This window comes from Raineyella sp. W15-4 (assembly GCF_033170155.1).
Taxonomy (GTDB): Bacteria; Actinomycetota; Actinomycetes; order Propionibacteriales; family Propionibacteriaceae; genus Raineyella.
In genome coordinates this window covers 148,918-170,524 of record NZ_CP137079.1, presented here as the reverse complement: position 1 = coordinate 170,524, position 21,607 = coordinate 148,918, and the positions used below count along the sequence as shown (strand labels likewise).

Annotated in this window: 25 protein-coding genes; 15 read left to right on the top strand and 10 right to left on the bottom strand. The window is 70.8% G+C overall.

Annotated features, from left to right (window positions below):
- The first annotated feature begins 67 nt into the window (after positions 1 to 67).
- From R0145_RS00770 to R0145_RS00745, 6 genes are read left to right on the top strand one after another with little or no spacing between them, the layout of a single operon-like run.
- Positions 68 to 763, top strand: coding sequence for an HAD family hydrolase (locus tag R0145_RS00770; RefSeq protein ID WP_317838532.1), 696 nt, complete (start codon positions 68 to 70; stop codon positions 761 to 763).
- A gap of 5 nt (positions 764 to 768) precedes the next feature.
- On the top strand, positions 769 to 1,797 hold the full coding sequence (locus R0145_RS00765; protein WP_317838531.1) for a phosphate/phosphite/phosphonate ABC transporter substrate-binding protein: 1,029 nt from the start codon (positions 769 to 771) through the stop codon (positions 1,795 to 1,797).
- Positions 1,794 to 2,621: a phosphonate ABC transporter ATP-binding protein gene (phnC, locus tag R0145_RS00760; protein WP_317838530.1), complete on the top strand. Its 828-nt coding sequence runs from the start codon at positions 1,794 to 1,796 to the stop codon at positions 2,619 to 2,621. Before R0145_RS00765 ends, phnC begins: the two co-directional genes overlap by 4 nt.
- Positions 2,618 to 3,412 carry a phosphonate ABC transporter, permease protein PhnE gene (phnE, locus tag R0145_RS00755; RefSeq protein WP_317838529.1) on the top strand — a complete coding sequence of 265 codons (795 nt, stop codon included), beginning with the start codon at positions 2,618 to 2,620 and terminating at the stop codon, positions 3,410 to 3,412. The genes phnC and phnE (R0145_RS00755) overlap by 4 nt, the downstream gene beginning before the upstream one ends.
- Positions 3,409 to 4,251, top strand: a complete 843-nt coding sequence (phnE, locus tag R0145_RS00750; RefSeq protein ID WP_317838528.1) for a phosphonate ABC transporter, permease protein PhnE — start codon at positions 3,409 to 3,411, stop codon at positions 4,249 to 4,251. The genes phnE (R0145_RS00755) and phnE (R0145_RS00750) overlap by 4 nt, the downstream gene beginning before the upstream one ends.
- A 13-nt stretch (positions 4,252 to 4,264) precedes the next feature.
- The gene (locus R0145_RS00745) at positions 4,265 to 5,092 is read left to right on the top strand and encodes a MurR/RpiR family transcriptional regulator (protein ID WP_317838527.1); all 828 of its coding nucleotides are present in this window, start codon (positions 4,265 to 4,267) and stop codon (positions 5,090 to 5,092) included.
- 18 nt (positions 5,093 to 5,110) lie between these two features.
- Here R0145_RS00745 and R0145_RS00740 read toward each other — a convergent pair whose 3' ends face one another.
- The 4 genes from R0145_RS00740 to R0145_RS00725 all read right to left on the bottom strand — a co-directional run bounded on the left by R0145_RS00740 (position 5,111) and on the right by R0145_RS00725 (position 8,722).
- Entirely contained in the window at positions 5,111 to 5,353 is a 243-nt protein-coding gene (locus R0145_RS00740; protein WP_317838526.1) for a hypothetical protein, read from the bottom strand.
- Between the two features lie 69 nt (positions 5,354 to 5,422).
- Positions 5,423 to 7,333, bottom strand: a complete 1,911-nt coding sequence (locus R0145_RS00735; RefSeq protein WP_317838525.1) for a DUF2207 domain-containing protein — start codon at positions 7,331 to 7,333, stop codon at positions 5,423 to 5,425.
- Between the two features lie 94 nt (positions 7,334 to 7,427).
- Positions 7,428 to 8,189: a precorrin-6A/cobalt-precorrin-6A reductase gene (locus R0145_RS00730; RefSeq protein WP_317838524.1), complete on the bottom strand. Its 762-nt coding sequence runs from the start codon at positions 8,187 to 8,189 to the stop codon at positions 7,428 to 7,430.
- On the bottom strand, positions 8,186 to 8,722 hold the full coding sequence (locus tag R0145_RS00725) for a bifunctional adenosylcobinamide kinase/adenosylcobinamide-phosphate guanylyltransferase (RefSeq protein ID WP_317838523.1): 537 nt from the start codon (positions 8,720 to 8,722) through the stop codon (positions 8,186 to 8,188). The genes R0145_RS00730 and R0145_RS00725 overlap by 4 nt, the downstream gene beginning before the upstream one ends.
- A 107-nt stretch (positions 8,723 to 8,829) precedes the next feature.
- Between R0145_RS00725 and R0145_RS00720 the strand changes: the two genes are divergently transcribed.
- Complete coding sequence (locus tag R0145_RS00720; protein ID WP_317838522.1) at positions 8,830 to 10,146, top strand: YibE/F family protein; 1,317 nt, start codon at positions 8,830 to 8,832, stop codon at positions 10,144 to 10,146.
- A gap of 99 nt (positions 10,147 to 10,245) precedes the next feature.
- Positions 10,246 to 10,653 carry a VOC family protein gene (locus R0145_RS00715; RefSeq protein ID WP_317838521.1) on the top strand — a complete coding sequence of 136 codons (408 nt, stop codon included), beginning with the start codon at positions 10,246 to 10,248 and terminating at the stop codon, positions 10,651 to 10,653.
- Between the two features lie 321 nt (positions 10,654 to 10,974).
- On the opposite strand, the gene R0145_RS00710 is transcribed toward R0145_RS00715, so the two are convergent.
- Positions 10,975 to 11,868: a hypothetical protein gene (locus R0145_RS00710; RefSeq protein ID WP_317838520.1), complete on the bottom strand. Its 894-nt coding sequence runs from the start codon at positions 11,866 to 11,868 to the stop codon at positions 10,975 to 10,977.
- 79 nt (positions 11,869 to 11,947) lie between these two features.
- Here R0145_RS00710 and R0145_RS00705 point away from each other — a divergent pair, with 79 nt between their 5' ends.
- The 7 genes from R0145_RS00705 to ade all read left to right on the top strand — a co-directional run bounded on the left by R0145_RS00705 (position 11,948) and on the right by ade (position 17,516).
- Complete coding sequence (locus R0145_RS00705; RefSeq protein WP_317838519.1) at positions 11,948 to 12,424, top strand: flavodoxin family protein; 477 nt, start codon at positions 11,948 to 11,950, stop codon at positions 12,422 to 12,424.
- A 19-nt stretch (positions 12,425 to 12,443) separates the two neighbouring features.
- Positions 12,444 to 13,877 (top strand): hypothetical protein, encoded by a 1,434-nt coding sequence (locus R0145_RS00700; protein WP_317838518.1) that lies wholly within the window; start codon positions 12,444 to 12,446, stop codon positions 13,875 to 13,877.
- 109 nt (positions 13,878 to 13,986) lie between these two features.
- Positions 13,987 to 14,385 carry an ArsR/SmtB family transcription factor gene (locus R0145_RS00695; protein WP_411742066.1) on the top strand — a complete coding sequence of 133 codons (399 nt, stop codon included), beginning with the start codon at positions 13,987 to 13,989 and terminating at the stop codon, positions 14,383 to 14,385.
- An 18-nt stretch (positions 14,386 to 14,403) separates the two neighbouring features.
- Positions 14,404 to 15,063, top strand: coding sequence for a cation transporter (locus R0145_RS00690; RefSeq protein ID WP_317838516.1), 660 nt, complete (start codon positions 14,404 to 14,406; stop codon positions 15,061 to 15,063).
- 83 nt (positions 15,064 to 15,146) lie between these two features.
- A complete protein-coding gene (locus R0145_RS00685) occupies positions 15,147 to 15,410 on the top strand; it encodes a hypothetical protein (protein ID WP_317838515.1) in 264 nt (87 codons plus the stop codon).
- A complete protein-coding gene (locus R0145_RS00680) occupies positions 15,407 to 15,805 on the top strand; it encodes a type II toxin-antitoxin system VapC family toxin (protein WP_317838514.1) in 399 nt (132 codons plus the stop codon). Before R0145_RS00685 ends, R0145_RS00680 begins: the two co-directional genes overlap by 4 nt.
- Before the next feature lie 52 nt (positions 15,806 to 15,857).
- Positions 15,858 to 17,516 carry an adenine deaminase gene (gene ade, locus R0145_RS00675; RefSeq protein WP_317838513.1) on the top strand — a complete coding sequence of 553 codons (1,659 nt, stop codon included), beginning with the start codon at positions 15,858 to 15,860 and terminating at the stop codon, positions 17,514 to 17,516.
- A 35-nt stretch (positions 17,517 to 17,551) separates the two neighbouring features.
- Here the strand turns inward: ade and R0145_RS00670 are convergent, their stop codons facing one another.
- The 5 genes from R0145_RS00670 to R0145_RS00650 are packed head-to-tail and all read right to left on the bottom strand — an operon-like array spanning position 17,552 to position 21,607.
- A complete protein-coding gene (locus tag R0145_RS00670) occupies positions 17,552 to 17,887 on the bottom strand; it encodes a ferredoxin family protein (RefSeq protein ID WP_317838512.1) in 336 nt (111 codons plus the stop codon).
- Positions 17,887 to 18,954, bottom strand: coding sequence for an NAD(P)/FAD-dependent oxidoreductase (locus R0145_RS00665; protein WP_317838511.1), 1,068 nt, complete (start codon positions 18,952 to 18,954; stop codon positions 17,887 to 17,889). The genes R0145_RS00670 and R0145_RS00665 overlap by 1 nt, the downstream gene beginning before the upstream one ends.
- 55 nt (positions 18,955 to 19,009) lie before the next feature.
- The gene (locus R0145_RS00660) at positions 19,010 to 19,792 is read right to left on the bottom strand and encodes an SDR family NAD(P)-dependent oxidoreductase (protein ID WP_317838510.1); all 783 of its coding nucleotides are present in this window, start codon (positions 19,790 to 19,792) and stop codon (positions 19,010 to 19,012) included.
- A 25-nt stretch (positions 19,793 to 19,817) separates the two neighbouring features.
- Complete coding sequence (locus R0145_RS00655) at positions 19,818 to 20,324, bottom strand: aromatic-ring-hydroxylating dioxygenase subunit beta (RefSeq protein ID WP_317838509.1); 507 nt, start codon at positions 20,322 to 20,324, stop codon at positions 19,818 to 19,820.
- A 14-nt stretch (positions 20,325 to 20,338) separates the two neighbouring features.
- The gene (locus R0145_RS00650; protein WP_317838508.1) at positions 20,339 to 21,607 is read right to left on the bottom strand and encodes an aromatic ring-hydroxylating dioxygenase subunit alpha; all 1,269 of its coding nucleotides are present in this window, start codon (positions 21,605 to 21,607) and stop codon (positions 20,339 to 20,341) included.

Genomic DNA, 21,607 nt, shown 5'->3' with positions numbered 1-21,607 from the left:
TCTGTGTGGCCCATCCGTCCAGATCTTCTAGATATCGTGGCCGCATCGTCCACACGATTGGCGGAAGATGCCCCACCCCACTGTCGTCTTCGACTTCGACGGAACCCTCGCGCTCGGCCACCGGCCGGTGCTCGCCTATGCGAGCCACCTCGCCGACGCGGCCGGAGACCGGCGGTTGTTCGCCGAGGCCGTCGATGCCCTCGACCGTCTGGACGCGGGTGACCCGGAGTTCCTCGACGGCTACGACGCCGTACGGCAGGTCGCGCTTGCCCACGCGGTGAGCGAGGTGGCACTCGAGGCGGCCTACCAGGCCAGCCGGCAGGACCTCGGCACTCCCGCCGCCCCGGTCACCGCACCCGAGGGCCTGGCGGAGTTCCTGGCGGATCTCGCCGACGATGCACACCTCGTGCTGGCCACCAACGCTCCGGCCGCCGGTGTCGAGCGGGCGCTGGTCGGTCTCGGTGCCGCCGAGCACCTGACCGAGCGGCACTGCGCGGTCGGCAAACCTGCCGGCCTGGGCGCTGTCGTCGAGAAGCTCCTCTCCGACGGTCCGGTGCTCAGCGTGGGCGACATCTGGGACTACGACCTGGCGCCGGCGGCCCGGCTCGGTGCTGCGACCGCGCTCGTCGGCCCGACGGCGAGCCGCACCACTCACCACCCGACGATGCGCGGCACCACCCTCGCCGACCTCTACGGCGACATCCAGGCTTGGGTCGCGTCCGCGGCCCGGGAAACGCTCCATCCCACTGATCGAAAGGCATGACGGACATGCGCAAGTCCCTGTTCGCGCCGGGCGCGCTCGCTCTCGCAGCCCTCACCCTGACTCTCGCGGCCTGCGGCTCGAGCTCCACCGCGGCCGGCGGTGCGGCCTCCTCCGCGGCCACCTCGACCGCACCCTGGCCCTCGGAGATCACCCTCGCCCTCATCCCCAATGAGAAGGTCGGTGACCTGGTCACCTCGACCAAGCCGCTGACCGACTACCTATCGCAGCAGCTCGGCGTCACCGTCAAGGGCGTCGTCACCAAGGACTACCAGGCCGCCGTCGAGGCCGTCTGCTCCGGCCAGGCCCAGATCGCCATCGCCGATGCCGGCTCGCTCGCCGCCGCCCAGGACCAGTGCGGCGCCGTCCCGGTGCTCCAGGACGTCCGCAACGGGGCATCCTCGTACGCCGCAGAGATGTTCACCAGCATCGGCAACGCGAGCAAGTACTGCACCGACACTCCGGTCAAGGCGACCTACGCCGCCAACGGCGCCCAGTACCTCTACTGCAACGGCATCGCCGACGGCAGCACGAACACCGGTGTCGGCCCGAAGGGGCTGGACGCGCTGAAGAAGATCACCCCCGGGACCAAGGTCGCCTTCGGCAACACGACCTCGCCCGCCGGCTACCAGCTGCCCGTCCTGGACCTGGAGGCCGCCGGCATCAAGGTCGACAGCCTCCAGCAGGTGCCGGTGACCGGCAACGACAACCTCATCATGGCCGTCTACAACGGCAACGCCGAGGTCGGCTTCGCCTACTGGGACGCGCGCTCGGCGATCAAGGCCACGGAGGTCCCCGACCTCGGTGACAAGGTCGTCGTGTTCGGTCTGTCGGAGATGTACCCCAACGGCGGTGTCGTCGTCGGCCCGGACGTGCCCAAGGACATGAGTGCCAAGATCACCGAACTCATGGGCGGCTATGACAAGGTCGACCCCGCGACGCTGAAGAACATCTTCGGCCAGACCGGCTGGGTGCCGGCCGATGCCAGCCAGATCGACCTGGCTCGGAAGGTCACCGCGCGGTTCGCGGCCAAGTGACCGAACAGCTCACCCCGAGCCCGGAGGCGGCCGTCGCCCCCTCCGGGCCTTGGCCTGTCCACCTCGAGGACGTCGCCGTCCGCTACCCGAACGGCACCCAGGCGTTGCGCGGAATCTCCCTGGACATTGCGCCCGGCGAGATGGTCTCCGTCGTCGGCCTGTCCGGGTCCGGAAAGTCGACGCTGATCCGCACCATCAACGGCCTCGTGGCGCCGACGTCGGGCACGGTCCGCGTCGGCCCGTACGACGTCGGCGGCCTGCGGGGGCACCGCCTGCGCGCGGTGCGCGGCGGCATCGGGATGATCTTCCAGGCCTTCAACCTGGCCGACCGGGCGAGCGTCTACCACAACGTGCTGGTCGGGCGGTTCGCCCACACCCCGACCTGGCGGACGCTGCTCGGCCTCGCCGGCAGCGCGGACCGTGAGCTCGTCCTGTCGGCCCTCGACTCGGTCGGCATGCTCGAGAAGGTGTGGGGCCGCGCCGGCGCCCTGTCCGGTGGACAGAAGCAGCGTGTCGCGATCGCCCGGGCCCTGGCCCAACAGCCGCGGGTCATGCTGGCCGACGAGCCCGTGGCCAGTCTCGACCCGCCGACGGCGCATTCCGTGATGGCGGACCTCGAGCGGATCAACACCGAGCGTGGTCTGACCGTGCTGGTGAACCTGCACCTGATGGACCTGGCGCGCCGGTACACGACCCGGATGATCGGGCTGCGCGGCGGCGAGCTCGTCTACGACGGCCCGGCCGCCACCGCCGACGACGCGGTGTTCGGGGAGATCTACGGCCGGCCCATCCAGGCCCGCGACCGGCTGGGACAGGAGTGGTGACCCCGCTCGCCGTCCCGCCGCGGCCGCGGACCTGGCCGCGGACGGTCGCCGTCCTCGCCCTGGTGGTGGCCATCACCGTCGTGACGATCACCCCCGCCCTCGGCGGGATCGAGATCGACCTCGCCACCATCGCCCGCAACGGGCACTTCGGTGCCGCCCGGATCGAGAAGATGCTCCACCCCGACCTCTCGATCCTGCCGCGCACCTGGCGGCCGCTGCAGGAGACCCTCGCAATGGCGGTGGTGGGCGCCGCCGCGTCCGCGGCACTCGCCCTGCCGCTGTCCCTGTGGGCCGCCCGGCCGACCAACCCCGGCGTGGGGCGCCGGGTGGTGCGCGCCGTGCTCAACGTGGTGCGGGCGGTCCCCGACCTGGTGTACGCCACGATCCTGGTGGCGATGATCGGCGTGGGAGCCCTGCCCGGCGTGCTCACCCTGGTGCTGTTCGACCTCGGTGTCGTCGTCAAGCTCGTCTCGGAGGCCGTCGACTCGGCCGACCCCACGTATCTGGAGGCCGGGCACGCCGCCGGCGGCACGCAGGCCCAGGTGAACCGGGTGCTCGCCATCCCCCAGACCTGGCCGGTGTACGCGAGCCAGGTGCTCTACTCCCTCGAGCTCAACGTCCGTATCTCCGCTGTCCTCGGCCTGGTCGGGGCGGGCGGGATCGGCCGGCTGATCGACGAGATGCGCGGGTTCTACCGGTACGGTGCCCTCGCCGTGATCATCGTGGAGATCCTCGTGGTCGTCCTGCTCATCGAGGTGGCGTCCAACGTGCTGCGCAGGAGGCTGCGATGAGCGCCTCGGTGCTCCCGACGAAGCCCGACGCCGTCGTCGCCCCGGCGCGGCCGGGCCGGCCGCTGGTCCGCCTCGCCCAGCTCGTCACCGGCGCGGTCGTCCTCGCCGCGCTCTGGCAGCTGCGGCTCGACTGGACGACCGTGGCCGGGCTGCCGGCCAGCATCACGCACTATCTGCGGCTGATGTTCGCCGCGCCCGACTGGTCGAAGCTGCCGTATGCGCTGCAGCAGACCTGGGTGTCGGTGCAGATGGCGTGGGTCGGTGCGCTGCTCGGCGTCCCGGTCGCCACCGTGCTCGGCATCCCGGCCGCGCACGGCGTGGGCCCGCTGTGGCTGCGCCTGGTGCTGCGCGGGATCTTCGCCGTGCTGCGCGCCGTCCCCGAGGTGGTGATCGCCATCGTCATCCTCACGGTGACCGGCCTGACACCGTTCACGGGTGCGCTCGCGCTGGCGATCGGCGGGATCGGCACACACGCCAAGTGGACGTACGAGACGATCGAGGCCGTGCCGGACGGCGCGGCCGAGGCGGTGCGCGCCGCCGGCGGCAACCTGCTCGAGACGGCACGGTGGGGGCTGTGGCCGGCCGCGGCGCCCGAGCTGATGTCGCTCGCGCTGTACCGGTTCGAGATCAACGTCCGCACCTCGGCGATCCTCGGGCTGATCGGTGTCGGCGGCGTGGGTGACCTGCTGACTGGTTACACCCAGTACCGTACGTGGGACGCTGTCGGTGTGCTGATCCTCGTCGTGGTGGTCGTGACGATGGCGATCGACGCCGCCTCGGGGGCGATCCGGCAGCGGATCACGAAGGGAGCACGTATCCGTGTGGCAGGGACCGACTGACGCACCACCCTCGGTGCGCATCGCCGCGCTCGCCTCGTCGCTGCAACCCAGCGAGCGACGTGTCGCCGAGGTCATCGCGGCGGATCTCGCCGGATCCGTCGAGTGCACGGCGCAGCAACTCGCGGATCTCGCCGGTGTGGGCCGGGCATCGGTGGTGCGCACCGCGCGGACCCTCGGGTACGACGGCTATCCGCAGCTCCGGGTGGCCGTCGCCCGTGAGCTGACCTTCGACCCGACGCCGGAGGCACCGACCGGGGACGGCACCGCCGTCGGCGCGCTGCGGGCGGGGATCGAGGCGTTCGGCCGCAGCCTGCCGCGGATGACAGCGGCACTGACCGAAGGCGCCGTCGAGGAGTTCCTGGCCGGGCTCGACCGGGCCGACCGGGTGGTCATCGCCGCGAGCGGCCTGTCGACACCGCTGGGTCTCGACGCGGCCATGCGGTTGGGCGCCGCCGGCCGGCCGTGCGAGTTCCTGCCCGACACGCTCGCGCAGCACATCGCGGCGCAACAACTCGCGCCCGGGTCGGTGTGTCTGGCGCTGTCGGGTTCCGGGGCGAGCCGGCCCACGCTGGCCACGGCCGGGGCCGCCCGCGACGCCGGGGCACGGGTGCTGGCGGTGACCTCGTTCGCGGACGCTCCGCTCGTGGCGCTGGCTCACACCACGCTCGTGGTGCCGCCGGTCACCGGGAGCTTCCGCGACGAGCTGCTGCACACCTCCCGGGCGGCCCTGGTGCTGGTGCTGGAGCACCTCGTGGAACTGCTGGTCGAGCGGCGCGGGGGCCGGTCCGGCCAGGCGCGGGCCGCGGTGCTCGCCGTGCTGGGGGACAGCCTCGGCGAGTAGGACGTCGGCGCCGGTCGGTCAGTTGAGTTCCAGGCCGGCGAGCGCCTCGGGATCGAGTCGGCCGTTGGGCGGGGTGAGGTCGCGCAGCGCCGCGGCCGTGTCGGACCGGATCGGCAGGCCACGGTTCCGGGCGAGCATCAGGTAGGTCTGGATCAGGATCAGCGGATCCCGGCTCGCCTGGGCCGCGGCGACGTCGCCCTCCCGGACGGCGTCGTGCAGATCCCGCTCGAGCAGCTGCGCGGCCTCGCGGTAGATGGACATGCCCACATCGTAGGTCCCGCGGCGCCGGACCGGGTGTTCCCCGGGCATCTCCCGGGTCGGCTCACCAGCTCACCAGCCTCCGCCGCCGCCCCCGCCGACGCCGCCGCCCACCGAGCCGCCACTCATCCCGGACATCCCCCCGGCACCGGACGACGCCCAGACGCCGCTGCTCGACGCCGCGTCCATGAACGACCCGGTCGCCCCGAAGAACGCGTTGTCGGCGGCGAAGACCGAGGCCCCGGTCCAGGTGTGGTACCAGACCGGCTCCGCCACCGGGCGACCGGCCGCGACCAGCTCGCGGAACACCCCGACCCAGTGCGACTCGGCGCCGAAGGCGATCGCCCACGGCAGGTACCGGGAGAAGATGTCGTGGTCCTCCTCGACCCGGATCTGGTCCGCCTCGGCGGTCATCAGGTACTCCTTGAAGCCCTCCGCCTGGGCCAGCACCGCGCTGCCCTCCGGGGTGCGCGCGGAGACGAAGAAGCCGAGCACGAAGATCCCGATCCCCAGCGCCACCGGTCCGAGGCCGACCAGCCCCCAGCCGAACCCCATGCCGAGGGCGAACCCGAGGCCGATGCCGACCAGGACGAGGAGCAGGCCGGTCACCAGCCACAGCGCCCGCTGGACGTCGGGACGGATCCGGTACCAGCCGTGGCTGACCATCTCCCGCTGCAGGGCGTTCTGCTCCTTCTGCACGATCCTGGCGATGTCGGTGTTGAGGTCGTGCCGCAGCAGCGGCGCCTCGTGCTTGGCGAACAGTGCGTCCTCGAGGGTCTGCAGGTGGGGCGGCAGATCCGTACGGTCCTCGCGGAGCCGGACCAGCCGCCAGTCGGTGAACTTGTCCTTGCTCTGGGCGAACGCCTTTGCCAGCGGACCGGCGTCCTCCCCCACCGTCGGCGGCACCTCCTCGATCCGCAGCTGGCCGCGGACGGCGAGGTCGACGATCCCGGCGACCACGTCGTTGCGGCCGGCCCGGCCGTCGATCAGGGTGCCGACCTGGCCGGCCGTGGCATCGTCGGGCGGGGTGAAGCGTACGGTCACCGGCTCGCGACGCCGCGGGCCGGTGGCGCTCTCCTGCCCGGGGGCCGGGCGCAGCCCCGGGGTGAGGCCGACGTACGCCCGGTCCCGGCCGCGCCGCAGGAAGGCCACCGCGGCCAGCAGCCCGCCGACCAGCAGGGTGCCGGCGCCGAGCCCGATCGGCCCCGGGGCGGCGGCCACGGTGTTGGCGGCGGTGAAGCGCTTCGTGTAGACCGGTGCGGCGTCGACGAAGGTGCCGGTCGGCCACTGCGCCACCACGGTCAGGCCGTTGCCGGCGGCGAGGTGGTCCTGGGTGAAGACCGCCCGGTCACCGCTGGCGGTGGCGCCGTCGCAGGCACCGGAGCCGCCCCGGGCCCCGGCGTAACAGGTGCTGCCGGTGACGTCGGCCGGTCCCTGCACGGTGACAGTGACCCGGTCCATCGGGCTCTCCCAGCCGGTGCCGATGGCGTTCCAGTAGATCTCGTCACCGTCGCCGCCACGGGCATCGGGGTTCACCACCCCGGTGACGTCGTAGCTGATCACGTAGCGCTGGGTGCCGGAGACCGTCCGGTTCGGGTCACCCACCCGGATCTTGAGGGTGCCGGAGGAGTCCTCCACCTGCAGCTGGGCGGGGGCGCCGGTGGGGCTGGTGGCGCGTACGTTGCTGACCTTCAGCACCCGCCAGTGGTCGGCGTCACCGGTGATCGCCTGGCGGGTGACGAGGTAGACGTACGGGCCGTGGTTGCCGGAGCCGAAGAACTCCATGTCGAAGTCCTGGGTGACCTGCATCGTCCCGCGCTCACGCTGGGCGACGGCGGTGATGTCCATCCGGCGGATCGAGGGGGTGTCGGCGGCCCGGGCGGGGGCCGACGCGGTGGCGACGAGGACCAGGGCCGCGACGGCGAGCAGCAGCAGCCGCAGCGACGACAGGAGGCGGTGCGAGGACCGCGACGACCGTGTCATGACCCCACGGTACGGGGTGGTCGGGCCAGCAGCGGAGCCGGCCCCCGGCCCGCGGGTGCCCGGAACGGGCGGACGTGGCCGCGGCCGACGGCGCTCAGAAGTCCTGCGGCCGCCACCGCCGGGCCACCCAGGCGCGGGCGGCGTCGACGGTCTGCACCACCCGCAGCCCGTCGGGCAGGGCGGGGCGGCGGATCATCACGACGAAGATGCCCAGCCGCTCGGCGACCCGCAGCTTGGCCTCGTCCAGCGGGCCGCCGGTGTCCTGGGTCACCATCACGTCGATCCGCCGGCTGGAGAGCAGCACCAGTTCCTCCGGGTAGGTGTGCGGTCGGCCGCTGGAGCGGATCACCTCCCAGCGGGCCGGGACCGGCCAGGCCGGCGGGGCGTAGACCCGGGCCAGCACGTAGCGGTCGTCCCAGTCGGCGAAACCGCGCAGCGACTCGCGCCCCAGGCTGAGGAACGGGCGGGTGCCGCCGAGCCGCCCGACCACGCGCTTCGCCGCCGCCTCGTCGGCCACCCAGCGCCAGGCGGACGGCCAGCGTTGGGCCTCCCAGGCCGGTGGCAGCAGCCGGACCAGGGGCACCCCGACCGTACGGGCGGCGGCGACCGCGTCCCGGGTGATCTCGGCGGCGAACGGATGGCTCGCGTCAACGATGCCGCGGACGTGGCGCTCCTGCAGGAACGCCACCAGCCCCTCGGGACCGCCGAAACCGCCGGCGATCAGCTCGATCGGCGGGACCGGCAGCCGCGGATGCTCGTCCCCGAACAGGGCGCAGATCACCGGGATCCCCGCCTCCTGCAACAGCATCGCCAGGTCCTGGGCGGGTCGTGCGTCGCCGAGGACCAGGAAGGTCACCGGACCTCCAGGGGCCGGCCGGCGACCATCAGCACCAGCCGGTCACTGACCGCGGCGATCGCCTGGTTCGTCCGGCCGAGCAGGTCGGCGAACACCCGCCCCGACGGATAGGACGGTACGACGCCCCAACCGACCTCGTTGGTCACCGCGACAAGCGACTGGTCACTGCCGGCCCAGGCGTCGACCAGGTCGTCCAGCCGCGTCAGGAAGTCGCCGACCCACTCGGCGCGCGGGACGTCCCAGGTGCCCAGCTCGTCGATCGTCCGGGTCACCCAGGTGCCCAGGCAGTCAATCAGCACCGGTGTCCGGGCGGCCCGGACGGCCGTGGCGACATCGGCGGTCTCGACGGTGATCCAGCCCCCGGACCGGCGGGCCTGATGGGCGGCGACCCGGGCGGCCCACTCGGGGTCGACGGCCGGGTCGGGCACCGGGCCGGGGGCGACGTACGTCACCGCCGGCTCGCCGGCCAGTAATCTCTCGGCGTAAGTGGACTTCCCTGACCGGACACCCCCGGTGACGACAGTGCGCGGCACGGGGTCAGTCTAGAGGGCGCCCATCGACGCGAACGAGGAGGGGATCTATCGGTGGCGGGGTAGCGTGGTGCCGTCCTGCCCACACCACGAGGGAGACCGGCACCATCGTGTCCCACTCACATGCCCACACCGTCACCGCACCGAGCACCGTCGAGGGTGCCCTCCGGCACCGCCGCGCCTCCCAGATCCTGATTGTCATCCTGGTCCCGCTGGCGATCTGGACCCTGGTCGGGCTGGTGCTGCTGTGGCCGACCAATCTCGCCGCCCACATCCAGAAGGATGTCGCGCAGTTCTCCGTCGCCGGCATGACCATGCCCAAGGGCGAGGTGCAGGCGGTCAACGAGATCAGCTGCGCCGGGCTGGAGGGCGCGACGTCGACGACCAGCCAGGTGTGTGCCGCGCTGACCGTCAAGCTGCTCGACGGTGAGGACGCCGGCAAGGAGGTCCAGGTGAACGCCACCGCGGCGATCTACCGGTCCGGCATCCAGCCGGGGCAGCGGGTGGTGATCTACCGGGTGCCGACCGTCGACGGCCAGGCGAACTACCAATTCGCCGATTTCGCCCGGACCGCGCCGGTGGTCTTCTTCGCGGTGCTGTTCCTGCTGGTGACGGTCGCGGTGGCCCGGCGGCGCGGCCTGCTGTCGGTGCTCGGGCTGGCCTGGGCCGGGTTCATCATGGTCGCCTTCGTCTTCCCCGCCCTGATCGCCGGATCGAACGCCATCCTGGTCACCCTGGTCGGCGCCTCGGCGATCATGTTCGTCGCGCTGTACCTCACCCACGGGTTCAACACCCGGACCACCACAGCTCTGTTGGGCACCCTCTTCGGCCTGGGGCTCGCCGCGTTGCTGTCGTACGTGGCGCTGAACTGGGCCCATCTCACCGGGGTAGCGACGGAGGAGGACTACACCCTCGGCTCGGCCGCCCCGGACATGAAGCTCACCGCGGTGGTGCTCTCCGGGATGATCATCGCCGCCCTCGGTGGCCTGAACGACGTGACCATCACTCAGGCCTCCGCCGTCTGGGAGCTGGCCGACGATCCGGACAAGTCGGCCGGGCAGATCTTCCGCCAGGCGATGCGGATCGGGCGCGACCACGTCGCCTCGACGGTCTACACCATCGTCTTCGCCACCGTGGGCACCAGCATGTCGGTGCTGCTCCTGCTGGCGATGTACGACCGGCCGCTCTACTCCACGATCATGACCGAACAGTTCGCCGTGGAGATCCTGCGGACCCTGGTCGGCGCCATCGGCCTGACCCTGGCGATGCCACTGACCACCGGGATCGGTGCCCTGCTGGTGAGCCGGCGCTCCGGTGCCGGCGACGAGATCGACGCCGGCACGGTCGCCACCCCCAACACCAGCGACGAACTGGTCGACGTCGACGACTACCACCCGCGTCCTGAGGGCTCGCTGACCGCCGACTGAGCGGAATCGCGGCCCCGAGGGGTTCCCCGGGGCCGGCCGGCTTCCTACGCTGTGTTGTGTGCGTCACATCCGACGCATCCCACCAGGAGGAGCAAGCCCATGTCATTGCCCGCCCCCTACATCGCCTTCCGCGGCCAGGCCCGCGAGGCCATGGAGTTCTACCAGACCGTCTTCGGCGGCGACCTCACGCTGTCGACGTACGGAGAGTTCGGGTTCGAAGGCGGCCCGGCCGACGGCATCATGCACAGCACCCTCAAGGGCGACAACTTCGAGTTGATGGCCTCCGACACCCCGCCCGGCATGCCGCACCAGGAGGGTAGCCAGATCTCGCTGAGCCTGGCCGGCCCCAGGGCCGACGAGGAGAAGCTGCGCGGCTGGTTCGAGCAGCTCGCCGCCGGTGGCACCGTCAACATGCCGCTGGAGAAGCAGGTCTGGGGCGATCTCTACGGCGACGTCACCGACCGCTACGGCCTGCGCTGGATGGTCGACATCGGCCAGGAGGACTGACCCGCTCCCTCTCCGGGGGGCTCGGAATCTTCGCCCGTACGCCCCGCCGACCCGCCTCCGGGTGGGGCGGCAGGGCGTACCGTCACAGCCCAAGAGCAGAGTTACACCACTGTAGTTATCCACAGGACTTATCCCCATTGTGGAGAATCACACGCGTGTAAGACATCCCGCTCGGAGCCGACCTGAGCTGCTGCCGTTGTTCGGCGCCGCCGAAAATGAGGCCACCCCGGGGAAGGAAGATGGGGAGATGACGAACCCAGTGACCGGTGACCGGTTCGCGGACCTGGCGTTCGCAGCCGGAGCCCCGTTCGCTCCCGTCGACTATCCGAGGGTGCTCGCCGACTGACCGCCCGCCCAGAGATCTGCCAGAGTGGCATCGATGTCACCGAGTTGCGCAGCGGCGCGGGCGACCCGAGCTGCGTCCCAGACGGCCTCCGGATCGGGCTCGGTCGCGGCGAAGAACACCTCCGCTGCAGCCAGGGCGGGCAACGTCCAGGGCGCCGTACGTGAACTGCCGAACGGCGCACACGACCGGGGCGTCCGTACGGCCTCGGGGTCCGAGTAGCCGCGTACCGCCATCCCGGTGAAGGTCGCGGAGGTGATCTCGGCAAGGGTCCGCCAGTCGAACGCCTCCGGGTTCCGCAGCCGATACCCCATCAGTTCCGCCGCGGCGGCGAACATCGCCGCGCGATAGTGGACGAACCGGCGCTCGGTCCCACGGAGCGCCGACGCGATGCGGCGGCGCAGCTCACCGTCGGGCAAGGCCCCGTGCGCCGCCCGCAGCACCTGGTAGCTGCGCCACGTCTGCGAGCCGAGCGCGGCGGCATAGTCGGCGTCGGTGAGCACCCGAAAGACCTCGACGATGGCGTCGCGGCGGCCCTGCTCGGTGTCGAGCGAGGTCAGCACTCCGGCAGGGATCGTCCGGACGGCCTCCGCGTACGGGGCGAAGTCGCTCGACAGCTCGGTGTGCTCGGCAATGTAGAGCAGCAGGTCAGCCGCGAAGGCGTCCTTGGTCGGCCAGCGCCGATAGGACGACGTACGCGAAACGCCGGCAGTCTGGATCAGGTCCTCCATGCTGACGTGTTCGAGGCTGAGCGACAACCCTTCCTGCGCCACGACCGCGCGCCCGGCCTCAAGCATCAGCCGCTCGGTCTCGACATCGCTCAGCCTCCGGCGACGACCGGGGTTTCCCCTCAGTTGCAGACCGTCCGTCATGCGCCTAGCCTTTCATATAGGACTTGGTACTTCAAATGCCAAATACCTGTTGCTCACGGATCTTCTGGAAGGCCATCCCATGCACGCTCTGATCGTCGTCGAGTCCTGCTTCGGCAACACTTCCCGGATCGCCGCGGCCATCGCCGACGGACTGCGCTCCGCCGGCGCGGAGGTGACCGTCACGGATGCCGCCTCCGGCCCCACGGCCGACGGACATGACCTGGTGTGTGTCGGGGCACCGACGCACAACCTGGGCCTGCCATCCGCCCGGTCGCGCGACGAAGCCGCCCGTCGTGGGGCGAAGGTCCCGACGACCGGCGTAGCGGAATGGCTGGCCGGCGACCCGCGCCTCGCCGGCGTACGGACCGCCGCGTTCGACACGGCGCTGCCCAGCGCCTTCTCGGGGTCGGCGGCCAAGCGGATCGCCCGCCGACTTCGCGCCGCGCACGCCTCGGTCGAGGGACGCGAGAGCTTCACCGTCGCTGGATCGCCCGTTGATCTCGCGGCGGGTGAGCTCGATCGCGCTCGCGCGTGGGGCGCGACGCTCGCCTCCTGAGGTGAGGGGACGTACGACGATGGTTCCGCTCGAGATCCTGGCATGCCTGGCGGGCCTGCTGGGTCTGGCCACGGCATTCACGCCGCTGCCGGGGTGGCTCCGGGTGACCACCGCGCTGGCGGCGGTCGCGGCGTCCGGCGCAGCACTGGCGGTCGCCCCGGTGCGGTGGCAACTCGTCCCCGTTCTGGTCGGCGCGCTCCTGCTCCTCCTCGCGGTCGGGGCGGGCCTCGACCACCGCAGGGCGGGCGTCCGCGCCACGGTCATCGGGGCCACCACACTGGCCATGGTCATCGGTGCCGCCCTGCTGGCGCTGATGCCGCTGCGCTTCCTTCCGGCACCGACCGGCGCACACCGGATCGGGACCACCGTCCTGTCGGTCACCGACGGGTCGCGCCCGGAGATCTTCCTGCCCGGGTCGGGACGCCCTCGTACGCTCACCGTCCAGCTCTGGTACCCGACCGACGCCGCCGGCGGCCGGGCGGAGCCCTACCTCCGCGATCCCCACGCCACGGACGGGCTCGCGGACTACGCGGGACTGCCGCACTTCCTGCTGGCCTACCTGCATGCGGCCCGGACGCACGCGATCACCGACGCACCGATCGTCTCCGGTGAGCGGCTACCGGTGGTGTTCGTCCTGACCGGCAACCTGGGGCTGCGGCAGAGCCAGATGGTGCAGGTCGAGGAACTGGCCTCCCACGGCTACCTCGTCGTCGGTCTCGACCAGCCGGGAACCGCCAGTTCGGCGCTCCTGCTCGACGGTACGCGCGTCCCGTACGCCGGCGCTGCGATGCTGAAGCCCGCGATCGACCAGTCCATCGAGCCGGCGCCGACCGTGCCGACGGTCAACGGCATCGCCTATCCGGAGGGACTGGCGTCCTACCTGGCGGCAGACCCTCGTGCCGTCCTCGATCACCTGACGACGCTGAACGCGGGCGACGGAGCACTCGGCGGACGCCTCGACCTCACCCGTGTCGGCGCCACCGGGGTGTCGCTGGGCGGCTACGAGCTCGCGCAGTGGTGCGCGACCGACAGCAGACTGCGCGCCTGTGAGTTCCTGGATGCCCCGATGCCCCGTGACGCAGTGGTCTCCGGACTCGATGCCCCAGCGCTCTGGCTGACGCGTCCGGCGTCGGACATGATCCGCGAGGGCTGGCCCCCGGTCGAGGTCCGCCACTACGACGGCACCCAGCGCGCGGTGTACGCCAACACCAGCGCCCCGGCCTGGTATGTCACCGTCGCGGGCGTCCTCCACGCTGATCTCACCGACGCGCCGTTCGGGTCGCCGCTGTTCGCCTGGTCGGGCATGACCAGCGCGTCCGGCGATCACGTTCACGAGGTCATGCGGTCGGTCACGCTCGCCTTCTTCGACACCACCTTGCGCGGCGCAACGCCAGGGCCCGTCCTCGACGGGTCGCCGGGATGGTCGGACGTCGCGGTCGAGTCGCACCCCTGAGCGGGCCTGGTGACCCGGGAGTTCTTGACCCGAGTGTTCGCCCGGTGCAGGGGTCGGTCGGGCCGGCGTCGACAGCACTGCCGCATAACGCTATGATCGCCGAGTGGCGATGATAGCGTTAGTGGACGAACACACCCTCGATGAGACCGCGGCCCTGGCCGCGGCAGCGTGTCTGTTTCGTGGGTTCTCCGAGCCGGCCCGGTTGTCGATCGTGCGGCACCTCGCCCTGGGCGAGCACAAGGTGGTGGACCTGACGCGGCACCTCGGGTTGGCGCAGGCGACGGTGTCGAAGCACCTGGCCTGCCTGAAGGACTGCGGGCTGGTCGAGACCCGGCCACAGGGCCGGGCGTCGCTGTGGTCGCTGGCACACCCCGAGGCGACGCTCCGGCTCCTCGCGGCAGCGGAGGAGGTGTTGGCGCTGACCGGCGACGCGGTGGTGTTGTGCCCGACCTACGGCACCGGGTCGGCGTCAGCCCACGCCGACCACGAAACACCCACCCACGCCTGACCGACCGACAGGAACGCCGTGACCACAACCCTCACCGACGACCGCCGAGCCCAGCTGCACCGCCGGGTGCGCTGGATCGTCGGCTTCACCATCACCTATAACGTGATCGAAGCCATCGTCGCGCTCCTCGCCGGAGCCGTCGCATCCTCCACAGCCCTGATCGGATTCGGGCTGGACTCCGTGATCGAGGTCGCGTCTGCGGCCGCAGTCGCCTGGCAGTTCACCCGCAAGGACCCCGAACGGTGGGAGAGGGTCACCGTCAAGGCCATCGCGATCGCGTTCTTCGCCCTCGCCGCCTACGTCACCGTCGACGCGATCCTCAACCTCGCCGGGATCGGCGGTGAGATCGAACACAGCCCGCTCGGCATCGCCATCACCATCGCCAGCCTCATCGTCATGCCCGGCCTGGCCTGGATCGAGACCCGCACCGGCAGGGAGCTCCGCTCCCGCAGCGTCCAGGCCGACGCCAAGCAGCTCCTGCTGTGCGTCTACCTGTCCGGCACCGTCCTGATCGGCCTCCTCGCCAACACCCTGTTCGGCTGGCAATGGGCCGACTCCGTCGCCGCCCTCGTCGTCGCCGGGCTCGCCGTCCGCGAGGGCATCGAAGCCTGGCAGGGCGAACTCGAAACCCCCCTCGAAGCCCTGGAACACCTCGAGGGCGCCGACGAGGACGACTGACCACGCCAGCACCCCGCACCCCGCCATTGCACTCGAGCAGGGATGCGGTGATACACCACTGAGGATGGTGTTACACTCAGGGCATGCCGACCACCCGCAAGCGGACCCTGGTGACCCACAGCCCATCGGTTGAGCACGCCCTCGAGGTTGCGGCGCGCCACTGGCCCGGCGAACCGGACAGCGCACTGTTGACCCGGCTGGCACTGCGAGGCGCCAGCGACATCGAGACCGACGACGCGGAAGCCCTCGCCGAAGAACGCCATCGCATCCTGGCGGGAGCCGGAACCGTGCCCGGCATCTACGGGCCGGGCTACCTGGAGGACCTACGAGCGGAGCGGCCCGAATGACCGCTCCGGTGGTCCTCGACGCCAGCGTCCTGATCTCGTACCTGGAGCCGTCAAACGACCTCCACGAGGAGGCCATCGCGCTGATCCTGGCGACCCTCGGGATGCCTCGGCGGATCCACGCGTTGACCTTCGCGGAAGTGCTTGTCGGGGCCGTCCGCAAGGGTCAGGAACAGAAAGTTGACGACGCCACCCGGGGCAACCTGGGTTGCAGGGTCCTCGGTGACGGCGGCGACAGCTGGCCGCTGCACCTGGCGCGGGTCCGGGCGCGGACCCGGCTGAAGATGCCCGGCGCGGTAGTGCTGGCGGCGGCCCTCGAGATCGGTGGCCAGGTCGCCACCTTCGATGAGGCGCTGCGGGCCGCGGCCCGCAGCGAGGGTGCTCTCTTCGAGGGCTGACGCCCGGCCACCGTCGTCGTCCCGGCACGGGTCGATGACATCATGGGGTCCCATGAGTGAACGATCGGGATCCGTACGGGCCAACGTGGTCGACATCGAGGGCCGGCGGATCCGGCTGGCCGAGGTCGGGTGGTCGGACGGTGTGATCACCGCTGTCACCGAACTCGGCCCGGAGACGGCCGGGCTCGGCTATCTGACTCCCGGCTTCGTCGATGCGCACGTCCACATCGAGAGCAGCCTGCTGACCCCGACCGAGTTCGCCCGGATGGCCGTACGGCACGGGACCGTGGCGAGCGTCTCCGACCCCCACGAGATCGCGAACGTCCTGGGCGGCGACGGGGTCCGGTGGATGATCGAGAACACCGCGGCCACCCCGTTCAGGGTGCTGTTCGGGGCGCCGAGCTGTGTCCCGGCCACAACCTTCGAGACCTCCGGCGCGCGGCTCGGCCCCGAGGAGGTCGACGGCCTGCTCGCGCTGCCCCAGGTCGGCTACCTGTCGGAGATGATGGACTACCCGGGCGTCCTGTCCGGGGACGCGGCGGTGGCGGCAAAGATCGAGGCGGCGCGGCGCCGGGGATACCCGGTAGACGGGCATGCGCCCGGGCTGCGCGGCGAACAGGCCCGCGCGTACGCCGCGGCCGGGATCAGCACCGACCACGAGTGCGCGACCCTCGAGGAGGCCGAGGACAAGATCGCCGCTGGCATGCTGATCCTGATCCGCGAGGGGTCGGCGGCCCGCAACCTCGAGGCCCTGCACCCGTTGCTGGATCGCCACCCGGGCCGGACGATGCTGTGCACCGACGACCTCCACCCCAGCGAACTGGTGCACGGCCAGATCGACCGGCTGGTGGCGCGGGCGGTGGCGTACGGCCATGACGTCTTCACCGTCCTCACCGCCGCGTGCCTCACCCCACAGGACCACTACGGCCTGGACCTCGGCCGGCTGCGCCCCGGCGACCCGTTCACCGCGGTGCTGCTCGACGACCTCCGTGACTTCCGGCCCCGCCGTACCTGGATCGACGGCCGGCTGGTCGCTGAGGACGGGACGAGCCTGCTGCCCCGGGTGACCGCCCGGCCGGTGAACCGGTTTGCCGCGGCCCCGGTCCGGCCCGGCGATCTGGGCGTCCCCGCCTCGGCGGAGTCCGGCAGCGCCAGCTGTCGCGTGATCACCGTCACCGACGGCGACCTGCTGACCGGCTCCGTCCGCGTCGACCTGGCCGTCCGCGAGGGGGTCGTGCGGCCCGACCCGGCCGGCGATGTGCTGCTGATCACCGTCGTCAACCGCTACCGGCCGGCGCCGCCCGCCGTCGCGTTCATCCGCGGCTTCGGGCTCGTCCGCGGCGCGATCGCGTCCAGCGTGGCCCACGACTCCCACAATGTGATCGGGGTGGGGACCGACGCCGACTCCCTCGCCCGGGCGGTCAATGCCGTGATCGAGCACCGTGGCGGCTTCGCCGTCGCCGACGACACGGTCGAGGTGCTCCCGCTGCCGGTGGCCGGGCTGATGAGCGATCGGCCCGCCGAGGAGGTGGCCGAGTCCTACCAAGCGCTCCTGGACCGGGTCCGGACGCGTCTCGGCTCGCCGCTGCAGGCGCCGTTCGGGACGCTGTCGTTCATGGCACTGCTGGTCGTCCCCTCGCTCAAGGTGAGCGACCGCGGCCTGTTCGACGGCGACCGGTTCGCGTTCACCGACGTCACGGCGGCCGGCTGAGTCACCGGCCGCGGCGGAGCGAGGGCTTGGTGCCCTCACCCCACGTAGTCGCGGACCAGTGGCGTGTCGACTCCGATGGCCGGGACGGCGGCCGAACCACCAGGGTTGCCGACCGGCGCGTCGCGGCCTTCGAGAATCGTCTCGAAGAAGAACGCGTTGTCCTCGGCGAATGCCCGTTCCTCGGCGGGGGCCTTCTTCTTCAGAGTGATCGCCCCGACCGGACAGGCGAGCTCGCAGGCACCACAGTCGATGCACTCGACCGGATTGATGTACATCTTCCGCTGGCCCTGGTAGATGGAGTCGACGGGACACTCCTCCACACAGGACTGGTCGAGTTGGTCGATACAGGCGGACAGAACGACATATGCCATCAGGCCACGCTCACTTTCGCGGAGGCTGGATCCTGGTCGGTGCTGTGCCCGGGGAAGACCTCGGATCCGGGCCGGACAAAGACGGCGGCATTGTTGACCGCGGTCGCGGCCTCACCGAAGCCGACCGCGATCAGCCGCACCTTACCCGGGTAGTCGGTGATGTCGCCGGCGGCGTACACCCCGGGCAGGCTCGTCGCCATCGTCGAGTCGACCACGATGTGACGGTTGTCGACGAGGTCGAGTCCCCAGTCCCGCAGCGGTCCGAGGTTGGCCTGGAAGCCCAGGGCCGCGATCACCCGGTCCGCCCGGCGCGTCACCGGGCCGTCGGGGGTCGAGAGGATGACCGACTCGACCCGCTCCTCCCCGATCACCGCGGTGACCTGCGCGTCGGTGATCACCTCGACGTTCCCGGCGAGGACTTTCTCCACCGTGGCCTTGTGGGCTCGGAACGCCGTGCGACGATGGACCAGGGTGACCGAGGCAGCGATCGGTGCCAGCGCCAGCGCCCAGTCACAAGCGCTGTCCCCGCCACCGACCACCACCACGTCCTGGCCCTCGTAGTCCGTCAGCCGGGGGACGAAGTAGTCCAGCCCACGTCCCAGGTGGGCCTCCCCTGCCGGCAGCGCACGTGGGGTGAACGTGCCGATGCCTCCGGCGATGACGACGGCACCCGTACGGATCACGGCCCCGGAGTCCGTGACCACCTCGAAGCCGCTACCACCCTCGAGGGGTTCGCAGGTCACCACTTGGTCACCGAGGAGGTAGGTCGGGTCGTACTGCGCGGCCTGCTCGACCAGGTTGGTGACAAGCTGCCTCCCGGTGACGGACGTGAATCCCGCGATGTCGTAGATGGGCTTCTCCGGATACATCGCGGAGACCTGGCCACCGGGCTCGGGGAGCGAGTCGACGACCGCGGTCCGGAGTCCACGGACGCCCGCATAGTAGGTGGCGAAGAGCCCCACCGGACCGGCTCCGACGATGAGCAGGTCGACCTCGATCGGGCCGCCCGTCGGTGTGACGGGAATGCTCTCGGGCGTGTCGTCGAGCAGGATGCTGTCCGTTGTCATGCTGGTGATTCCTTCGTGTGGTGATGCTTGGCGGTGTGCTCGTCCGAGGGCGGAGTCAGCACATGCTGCTGCCGCCGTTGACGCTGAGGACCTGGCCGGTGACGAACGCGGCGTCCTCGGAGGCCAGGTAGGAGACCGCTGCGGCGATGTCCTCGACCTCGGCTGCGCGGTGCATGGGGATGAGCTCGAGGGCGTCGCTGAGCACCTGCCCGAACCGGGCGGGCGCCTTTCCGGCGGCCATCAGCGCGTCGAGTTCGTCGGTCCGGGTGTAGGACGGCGCAACGACGTTGACGGTGATGCCCTGCCCCGCGAACTCCCGGGCCAGCCCGGTGGCGAGCGCGTGCACGCCGCCCTTGGCCGCGTTGTAGATGGCGTGATCGGTGAGCCCGTTGCGGACGGACTCGGCGCCGATGTTGACGATCCGTCCGCTGCCCTGAGCCACGAAGTGCGGCAGCACGGCCAGCGTGCTCCGGATCGTCGTCCAGAGGTTGTTGCGGATGGTCGATTCCAGGGTCTCCTCGGTGTGGTCGAGGGTGGGGCGGATGACTCCCCCACCGGCGTTGTTCACCAGGACGTCGACCTGACCGAAAGCCTCCAGGGCCGCATCCACGATCCGGTCGGCCGCCCCCGGCACGGCGAGGTCGCCGTTGGCGAAGGCGAGCGCACCGTCCTCGGCGCCGAGTCGCTCGGCGGTGGCCCCGGGATCAACCGGAGTCCTGGTGGTGGCCACCACGCGATAGCCGTCCCGCAGAAGCCGAGTGGTGATGCCGCCCCCGATCCCGGAGACGCCACCGGTGACGATGGCGACCCGGCGTTGCTCAACGGGAGGGCGGCTCACCGGGTTCCGATTCGTAGCCACCGGGTCAGAGGATGATCGCGACGTCACTGGAATGGCGCAGCGTCGTCATGTCGAGAGCGACCCGCTTGCGGCGGATCCGGAACGCACCGCCGCTGAGCAGCAGGTCGTAGTCGGCGCGAGCGCAGTACCAGGTCTCCCGGTTCGCCCGGAAGCGTCCGACGAGCATCGAGCAGGTGATCTTGAGGACCTCACTGTCCTGCTCGAGGATCCTGACGTTCGAGATGAAGTGGCGCAGGTTGGAGTGCGGGTACTCGCGGTGGGCCTTGCGACTGCCGAGCCGTTCGACCCGGGAGGCCAGGCGCAGCCGGTTGTCGTCGATCAGCATGAGCGATCGGTCGCCCGCACCGGTCGGGTCATCGTTGCAGGGCACCTGGTAGATGGCGTCCTCGGTGAAGAGGTCGAGCCAGGTCGGCAGGTCCCATTCGTCCAGCAGGGCGGCCTCCTGGTAGAGGAAGTCCTCGACCTCCGCGCGGGTGACGGTGGCCGCGTTCTCGCGGGTGATGGTGGTCATGTCCGGTTCCTTTCTCAGTTGGTCGTATCGAGCTGGTCACGCCAGCGACGCCAGAAGGCGCGCATCTGCTCTTCGTCAGTCGCCTGCGCCGCGCGGCCCATCCCGCGGGAGATGTCGTTCCACTCGACGCCGCCCGAGCTGAATCCCTGCTGGCAGGACTCGAGTGCCTCGAGATCGTCCGGGGTGGCGAAGCCGCCAGGGCCGAGGAAGGTGAGGAAGCTGTCGAGGCGGCGCTGGCGCAGTTGCGGCAGCTCGCCCTTCGGGGCGATCTCCCAGGCCGTGACCTCGACCCGATCGGGAGCGGTGGGGACCAGGGTCCGGACCGTGACGGCCATGATGTCGTTGATGACCAGATTGGGATAGATCAGCAGGTTGCGGTTGATCTCGGTCATCATCTCGGCCTTCTCCGGGCCGTGCTTCTCGACGAGGTCGGCCTTGAGCTGGGCGATCTCCTCCTTGGAGTCCTCACCGAACAGCGGTTCCCACGAGGCGACCGGCCGTCCCCAGGGCGCACGGTACTCGAGCACGGCGTGTCCGTTGCCGAGGTCCTTCGTCACTCCGCTGACGCCGATGCTGAGGTCGGTACCGAGGGTCTGGAGGTATTTGAAGTACGTGTCGTGGGTCGAGGAGGCGTGGTAGCCGTCGATGCTGTTCTCCACGAGCAGCTTCCAGTTCGCGTCGAAGCCGTACTCGTTCGTGCCGGGGACGACCTCGACCTCGCCGTTCATCGCGTCGACAACGTAGTCAAGGTACTGACGCGCCCCCGCGAGGTACGTCGTCAGGTCCTCGATCTCCGGGTCGAACGTGACGAAGACGAACCCGCGGTAGCTCTCGGTGCGGACCTTCTGCAAGGCGAGGCCGGCGCGGTCGATCTCATCCACGTAGGCGTCCTCGCCCGGAACACCCTTGAGCTCGCCCTCGGAGTCGAAGGTCCAGGCGTGGTAGAAGCACTGGAACACCTTTTGGCTACCCTTGTCGGCGCGGCAGATCGCGGCCCCGCGGTGGGTGCAGGTGTTGTGGAAGACGTTGACCTCGCCGGTCTTCGCGCCACGGACCATGAACAGTGGCCGGCCGCCGACCGGACGTCGAACGTAGTCGCCCTTGTCCGGGATCTCGGATTCGTGGCCGAGGTAGAGCCAGGTGTGGGCGAAGATCCTCTCGCGCTCCGCCTCGAAGACGTCCTGGGACGTCATCGCCGTACGACGCACCCGGAACGTGCGACTCTCCGGCTCCTCGATGACGTGGTGTGAACCCAGCCCGGTGTCTGTGGTGGTGATGGTCAT